Origin of the sequence: Devosia indica (assembly GCF_003056405.1) — a bacterium.
In the GTDB taxonomy this organism is placed as follows: Bacteria; Pseudomonadota; Alphaproteobacteria; order Rhizobiales; family Devosiaceae; genus Devosia; species Devosia indica.
Genome location: NZ_PYVZ01000002.1, coordinates 324187 through 330786 on the forward strand (window position 1 = coordinate 324187; position 6600 = coordinate 330786).

Annotated in this window: 8 protein-coding genes; all 8 read right to left on the reverse strand. The window is 63.1% G+C overall.

Annotated elements, in window-relative coordinates; translation table 11 throughout:
* Positions 1-20: 20 nt before the first annotated feature.
* Positions 21-734, reverse strand: coding sequence for an aminoacyl-tRNA hydrolase (pth, locus tag DDE76_RS03420; protein WP_104893624.1), 714 nt, complete (start codon positions 732-734; stop codon positions 21-23).
* A gap of 69 nt (positions 735-803) precedes the next feature.
* A complete protein-coding gene (locus DDE76_RS03425; protein WP_104894955.1) occupies positions 804-1427 on the reverse strand; it encodes a 50S ribosomal protein L25/general stress protein Ctc in 624 nt (207 codons plus the stop codon).
* Positions 1428-1570: 143 nt separating this feature from the next.
* Complete coding sequence (locus DDE76_RS03430) at positions 1571-1927, reverse strand: YciI family protein (protein WP_104893625.1); 357 nt, start codon at positions 1925-1927, stop codon at positions 1571-1573.
* Between the two features lie 85 nt (positions 1928-2012).
* Entirely contained in the window at positions 2013-2945 is a 933-nt protein-coding gene (locus DDE76_RS03435; protein ID WP_104893626.1) for a ribose-phosphate pyrophosphokinase, read from the reverse strand.
* A 117-nt stretch (positions 2946-3062) separates the two neighbouring features.
* A complete protein-coding gene (pgeF, locus tag DDE76_RS03440) occupies positions 3063-3824 on the reverse strand; it encodes a peptidoglycan editing factor PgeF (protein ID WP_104893627.1) in 762 nt (253 codons plus the stop codon).
* Positions 3821-4924, reverse strand: a complete 1104-nt coding sequence (locus DDE76_RS03445) for a class I SAM-dependent methyltransferase (protein ID WP_104893628.1) — start codon at positions 4922-4924, stop codon at positions 3821-3823. The genes pgeF and DDE76_RS03445 overlap by 4 nt, the downstream gene beginning before the upstream one ends.
* A complete protein-coding gene (lgt, locus tag DDE76_RS03450) occupies positions 4921-5745 on the reverse strand; it encodes a prolipoprotein diacylglyceryl transferase (protein ID WP_104893629.1) in 825 nt (274 codons plus the stop codon). Before lgt ends, DDE76_RS03445 begins: the two co-directional genes overlap by 4 nt.
* A 666-nt stretch (positions 5746-6411) precedes the next feature.
* Positions 6412-6600: hypothetical protein (locus DDE76_RS19815; RefSeq protein WP_210202705.1), on the reverse strand; the 189-nt coding region annotated here is incomplete at its 5' end.

A 6600-nucleotide genomic window follows, 5' to 3' on the forward strand; every position in this document is an offset into this window, starting at 1 on the left:
GTATTGGGCATGCGAGCCTGCTACTCGCCCTTGGTGCCGAACAGCTTGCTTAGCATATCAGCCATGGGCCCCGATTTCGGGACTTCGGCCTGTGGCTTTGCGGGGCGGGCCTGGCGGATATGGCTCTGTGCCCTGGGGGCGACGGGATTTTCGCTTTTGGCCGGCTCGTCGCCCTTCACTGCCAGGGCGAGCTTGTTCATAAAGCCGCTATCGTCGCCCCTGAGGAGGAGTGGCGCCTGACGCGCGATTTCGTCGAGCAGGGGCGTGAGCCAAGCCTGGTCGGCCTTGGCGAAATCGCCCAGAACATGGTGGGTGACGAATTCCTTGCCCGGATGGCCGATGCCGAGGCGGACGCGTTTGTAGTCGAGGCCGATCTGGGGATCGATGGAGCGCAGGCCGTTATGACCGCCATTGCCGCCGCCGATCTTTACCCGCACCTTGCCCGGGGCAAGATCGAGTTCGTCGTAGAAGACGATGATGTCGGCAGGGTCGATCTTGTAGAAGCGGGCGGTCTGCTGGACGCTATCGCCGGACTTGTTCATGAAAGTCTGGGGCTTGAGGAGCAGGGCGCGTTCGCCGCCGATGCCGGCTTCGGCGATGAGGCCGGCATGCTTGGATTTCCAATTGGACACGCCATTGGCGGCGGCGATGGCGTCAATGGCCATGAAGCCGATATTGTGGCGGTTGCCCGCATATTGGGCGCCGGGATTGCCCAGTCCAACAAGCAATTTCATCAAACCAGCCTTTGCAAATGAATGAGGCGGCCATGGGCCGCCTCACACGATTCGTTGCTGAAGACAGGATTACTCCTCTTCGGCAGCTTCCTCTTCGGCGCCGTCAGCAGCTTCGGCGGACTTGAGGCCCGACGGTGCAACAACGGTCGCAATGGTGAAGTCACGATCGGTGATCGTGGGCTTGACGCCCTTGGGCAGGGTGACAGCGGAAATGTGGATCGAGTCACCAATCTCGGTGCCGGAGAGGTCGACAGTGACGGCCTCGGGAATGGCATTGGCGGGAGCGATCAGTTCGACGGTGTGGCGCACAACGTTGAGGGTGCCGCCGCGCTTGAGGCCGGGGCTCTTTTCTTCGTTGATGAACTCGACATGCACTTCCACAGTGATGGTGGAGCTGCCCGAAACGCGCAGGAAGTCGATGTGGACCGGCTGATCCATGACGACGTCGAGCTGATAATCGCGCGGGATCACCTTGTGCACGGTGCCGTCGACATCGAGATCGAGAACGTGCGACTTGAAGCCGCCCGAGTAGATGGACTTCAGCGCATCCTTGAATGCGACGGAAACGGTGACGGGGGGCTTCTTGTCACCATAAATAACAGCGGGAACACGTCCCTGACGGCGCAGTTCACGAGCGGCCCCCTTGCCCACTCCCTCACGCGCCTGTGCCTTGAGCACCTTGTTGGCAGCCATGGAAATCATCCATTCTGGGTTGGTGTATGTCGTTCCTACAACAACATACGCGCCCGTCCTCCAGGGGTGACGAGCGCTTCATGGCGCTGGGCTATAGAGGATTCAGGGACGCTGGGCAATAGATTCCCGTGTGCCAATAGCCCTTATGCGCCCGGCACGGGCAGGCAGGGCATGATCTCCACGCCCGTTCCCGGAAAAATCGTGAAATGCGGATGGTTCCGGAACATCTGCGCCGCTTCCTCGTGCGTCGAAGCTTCTACGATGACATAGGCCGCGATGGCGTTGCGGGTGGGGCTTATGCCCTCGGGCGAGGCCAGCAGGGTCTTGCCCAGGGGCGCGCCCATATCGACGATGACATGGCTGTGCCGCTCGACCCATTGGCCCCATTCGGTCATGGCACGTTGACCGCGCTCGGCTTTTTCGACCTCGGGAAGGCTGTCCCAGGCCTTCTGCACTTCGGAATTCTGCGTGCCCATATAGAGTGCAAGAAAACGGGGCATGGTCGGCTCCTCCTGTGCTGGTGAGCACAGGATAACGCCAGATGGGTGCGGGGGGATAGGTTTTGGTGTTGTCGCGAACTGGCGGCTAGTCGAACAAGCTGGAGACGCTTTGTTCGCTGGCGGTGCGGGCGATGGCCTCGCCGATCAGGGCATCGATCGACATGCGGCGGATATTGGCAGCGGCCTTGGTGGCGTCTGTCTCGAGGATGGAGTCGGTGACGACCAGTTCCTTGAGTTTGGAGGCGGCGATGCGTTCGGCAGCGCCTTCGGAGAGCACACCGTGGGTGATATAGGCCGAGACTTCCTTGGCGCCGGCCTTGAGCAGGGCTTCGGCTGCGTTGACCAGAGTGCCGCCTGAATCGACAATGTCGTCGATCATGATGCAGGTCCGACCTTCGACGTCACCGATGATGTTCATCACTTCGGAAACGCCGGCGCGGGGGCGGCGCTTGTCGACGATGGCAAGGCTTGCGCCGATACGGCTGGCGACATTGCGGGCGCGGACCACGCCGCCGACGTCAGGCGAAACAACCATGACGTTCTTGACGTCATAATTGTCGCGGATATCGCGCACCATGACGGGGGCAGCGGTGAGGTTGTCGGTGGGGATATCGAAAAAGCCCTGAATCTGGGCAGCGTGCAGATCAAGGGTCAGGACGCGGTTGGCGCCGGCTTCGGTAATGAGGTTAGAAACCAGCTTGGCCGAAATGGGGGTGCGGGGGGCTGATTTGCGGTCCTGTCGGGCATAGCCGAAATAGGGCAGGACGGCCGTGATGCGGCGGGCAGAGGAGCGGCGCAGCGCATCGGCGATGATGAGCAGCTCCATCAGATTGTCATTGGCCGGATAGCTGGTCGACTGGAGGATGAAGACATCCTCGCCGCGGACATTTTCGTGCACCTCGACATAGACTTCCTTGTCGGCGAAGCGTTTCACCGTGCAGTCTGTCAGGGGCAGTTCGAGGTAGCTGGCGACGGCCTGGGCCAGAGGTCGGTTGGAATTGCCGGTCACCAGCTTCATGGACGCGATCCTGTCTCAACCGGTCCCTCGGGAGTGGGACCTTCCAGTTTCGCGGGCAGCTTTAGCGGCAAGTGTCCGGCGTGACAACGGCACTTTGGGCTTAGCGGTAAATAAACCTCATGTCATTGCGATGACAGCGATCTGGCGGCCAGTTTTGGTCTGCTGGTGGGTGGCATAGCGATGGGAGAAGTAGCGCTTGGGGGCGGCATAGGTGCAGATGCCAAGGTTCTCGACCGGGCCGATACCGGCGGCGCGCAATTGGGCTTGGACGAAGCCGGGCAGATCGAAATGCCGCTTACCGCCAGCGGGCGTGGTGAAGAACGGCGCCCCATCGGGGGTGATGGCGAGGAGATCGGTTCGGAACTGGTCGCCCACCTCGTAATTGGGGCCGGAAATGGTGGGGCCGATGGCGGCGCGGATGCGGAACGGGTCGGCGCCCAAGGCCACCATGGCGGCGATGGTGTTGAGGGCAATGCCTTCGGCTGCGCCACGCCAGCCGGCATGGGCCGCGCCGATGACGCGGGCCTGCGGATCGGCAAACAGGATCGGCGTGCAATCGGCGGTAAGAATACCAAGGGCCAGGCCCGGCGTGGCGGTGACCAGGGCGTCGGCATCAATGCTGCCCGGGGCGATGGGGCCGGTGAGGGTCTGGACGCGGGTGGAGTGGGTTTGCTTCAAAATATTGATCGGGCCGAGGCCGATGGTGTCGGCAACGATCTGGCGGTTGGCCTCGACATGGGCGGGATCATCACCCATGGCGAGAGAGACATTGAGCCCGGCATAGTCGCCGGTGGAGACGCCGCCGGCCCGGCCGAAAAAACCGTGGCGGAGCGTTGGGATGGCGGCGAGGGCCGGGGCCTGTTCGTGCGGGGCGGTCATGCGGCAAAGCCGGGTGGCTGCAATCCGGGGCTGTGGGCGCAGAACACCTTGAACAGGGTGCCCATCTGGTCGGGTCCCACCAGCCGGTCGTGGGCAGTGCGGATATCGTTGGCCGAGCCGGGATTGGCGCCGGAAAGGGCTGCGGCGCGTTCGCCAATGCCGAGACGGGTGAGGAAATCGCCCTGGGTGGCCAGAGGCTGGGTGGCGAGGCCAGCGGCGCGGGCAACATTGCCCAGGGCGCCGAAATCGACATGGGCGGAAATATCGGTTTCGCCGGGGGCCTCGAGCACATCGGCAAAGGCGTGGCGGCGGACGCCCTGGAGGGTGTCGCCGGTCTGGGTGGTGCCATAGCCATAGTCGATGGCGAGGAGGGCCCCGCCCTGCTGGCCGATCACCTTGCCCAGGCGGGTGAGCACTTCGGCACCGGCGAAGCAGACTTCGAGCATGGTATCGGGTGCGGCATTGGCCACTGCATCGGGCATGGAGGCAGGCGGAATGGGCGTGGGCGAAAGGCCGAAAACGCGCTTGCCGTCCTTGAGGCCGATCTGGCGCTCGTGCCAGCCTTTTTCCTTGCGGACGAACTGGCGGATGGGCAGGGCGTCGAAGAACTCGTTGGCGACGATGAGCACGGGGCCGTCGTCAAAGCTCTCGAAATCCTGCAGCCATTTGGGCTCATAGACCTCGAGCCTGGCCTTTTGCTCGGCCATCAGCACCGGGCTGGTTTCGAACAGGCGAAGCTGCAAGGCATCGCGGAAGCCGGGGGCGCGGCAGGCGACGCGCAGGATATCGGCCATCAGCGTGCCGCGGCCGGGGCCGAGTTCGAGCATGGTGAAGGCCTTGGGCTCATCCATCTGCTGCCAGAGATTGACCAGCCAGAAGCCGATCAGTTCGCCGAACATCTGGGATATTTCCGGCGCGGTGACGAAATCGCCCTTGGCGCCGAGCGGTTCGGCGGCGCGGTAATAGCCCTTGGACGGGTGGGTGAGGCAGAGGCCCATATAGGTGGCGACCGAGATCGGGCCGGAGGTGGCGATCTGCAAGTCGATCTGCTGTTCCAGCGTCAGGCTGTCGAGCTTGGTTTGGGTGGGCTTATCAATCATGGGCGCAACGGGTTTTCGCGGCGGGTGGCCGCATAGATGACAAGGATCAGGCCGCCCAGCAGGATGGGGAGGCTGAGCACCTGGCCCATGGTGAGCCAGCCGCCATAGAGATAGCCGAGCTGCACATCGGGCAGGCGGACGAATTCGACGGCGATGCGCGAGAGGGCGTAGCCGATGGCGAAGATGCCAGCGACGAGGCCGGGCTTCCTGAGCGCGTAGAACACATGGGTGGCGACGCGGATGACGAGGAAGAGCAACAGGCCCTCGAGCGCGGCTTCATAAAGCTGGCTGGGGTGGCGGGCGACCTGCAGCGGATCGGTGGGGAAGACGACGCCCCAGGGCGCATTGGTGGGCGCGCCATAGAGCTCGGCATTGATGAAATTGGCCAGGCGCCCGAGCAGAATGCCGATGGTGGCGACGGCGCCGAGCAGATCAAGGCTGGAGAGCCAGTTGCCGCCCTTGGAGCGGGTGAACAGGATCGCCGCCAGCATGAGGCCGAGCATGCCGCCATGATAGGACATGCCGCCATCGAGCGTGTTGATGATCTGGGCCGGATTTTCCAGGTAATAGGGCAGGTTGTAGAACAGCACATAGCCCACGCGCCCGCCAATGACGATGGCGAGCATGGCCCAGAAGGCGAAATCCCAGATTTCGCTGGCCTTGAAGGGCGGCGCGCCGCGATGCCAGAGGCGCTGATTGCGCAAGAGCAGATAGCCATAGCCGGCGCCCAGAATGACCCCGAACAGATAGGCCAGCGCATACCAGCGAATGGCGATGGGCCCGATGGCAATGGCAATGGGGTCGATATTGGGGAAGGGCAAGGCTCTGTCTCCGTGAGGCCGACCGGCATGCCGTTCGATTATGGCAGCACCGTGAGTGCCGTAACCCGATGCGGGCGGCGGTTCAAGGCGCGTCTGGGCGGAGGGGGTGCCACCGGCCACTCAAGCCCAGCTTTCGTGGCGTTCTTACCCCCAGTCCCGCCACTGGCGCGCCCGGCCCGGTGGGACATCTCGAAGTGTCAAAGAGCGTTCCGCGATGCGTGAAGGCATGCCGAAAGGCCGGTCGGCCAGAGGCCTCCGGTTTTGAAGTGGACGTATCCCGAGGCGCGTGCGTCTCAGTAAAACTAAGTAATAGAGACGTCGCCGCCTCGGGATACCGGGTTTCTCCTGCTGTCGTGGCCCCTATTGATCGCTCGTCGCAAGGTGACCCGACTAGCAGGCGAGCCCTGGAGCGAATCCAGTCTCACCGGCTCCCCCCGCAACTGTTCGCTGCAGTCCGCCCATCGCGGGAGAGATGGGGGAATTATGGGGGAGGATTTTGAGACGGGGATTACTTTTTTGCCCGATCCCAATCAAACCTGCCGACTGTCACCCCGGCCCCCGGGTCGCGGCGCGCCCGAGGATAAACTCCGGCCGGGACCCATCTTGAGGTCCGGCGCAGATCACTTCTGGTGGTAAGTTGGAAAGCATCTCAGGATGGGCCCCGAGTCAAGCCCGGGGTGACAGTCGGTGAGGTGGACAGAACCAGGCAAAGCGGATGGTCAGTTTCCGTGAAGATCCTATGGGGATGGAAAGCGGCGAGCGCTCTGCCAGAGTGAGGTCGCCAAACATCACCTGGAGGTCAGCATGCAAGCCAACAGCACCAAAGCCCCGGCCGCTATCCGCGTCGATCTTGCC

Bases quoted from the DNA above. Each gene is read 5' to 3' on its own strand.
- DDE76_RS03435 (WP_104893626.1), bottom strand. From the start codon at position 2,945: ATGAAGCTGGTGACCGGCAATTCCAACCGACCTCTGGCCCAGGCCGTC.
- DDE76_RS03445 (WP_104893628.1), bottom strand. From the start codon at position 4,924: ATGATTGATAAGCCCACCCAAACCAAGCTCGACAGCCTGACGCTGGAA.
- DDE76_RS03430 (WP_104893625.1), bottom strand. From the start codon at position 1,927: ATGCCCCGTTTTCTTGCACTCTATATGGGCACGCAGAATTCCGAAGTG.
- pth (WP_104893624.1), bottom strand. From the start codon at position 734: ATGAAATTGCTTGTTGGACTGGGCAATCCCGGCGCCCAATATGCGGGC.
- pgeF (WP_104893627.1), bottom strand. From the start codon at position 3,824: ATGACCGCCCCGCACGAACAGGCCCCGGCCCTCGCCGCCATCCCAACG.
- DDE76_RS03425 (WP_104894955.1), bottom strand. From the start codon at position 1,427: ATGGCTGCCAACAAGGTGCTCAAGGCACAGGCGCGTGAGGGAGTGGGC.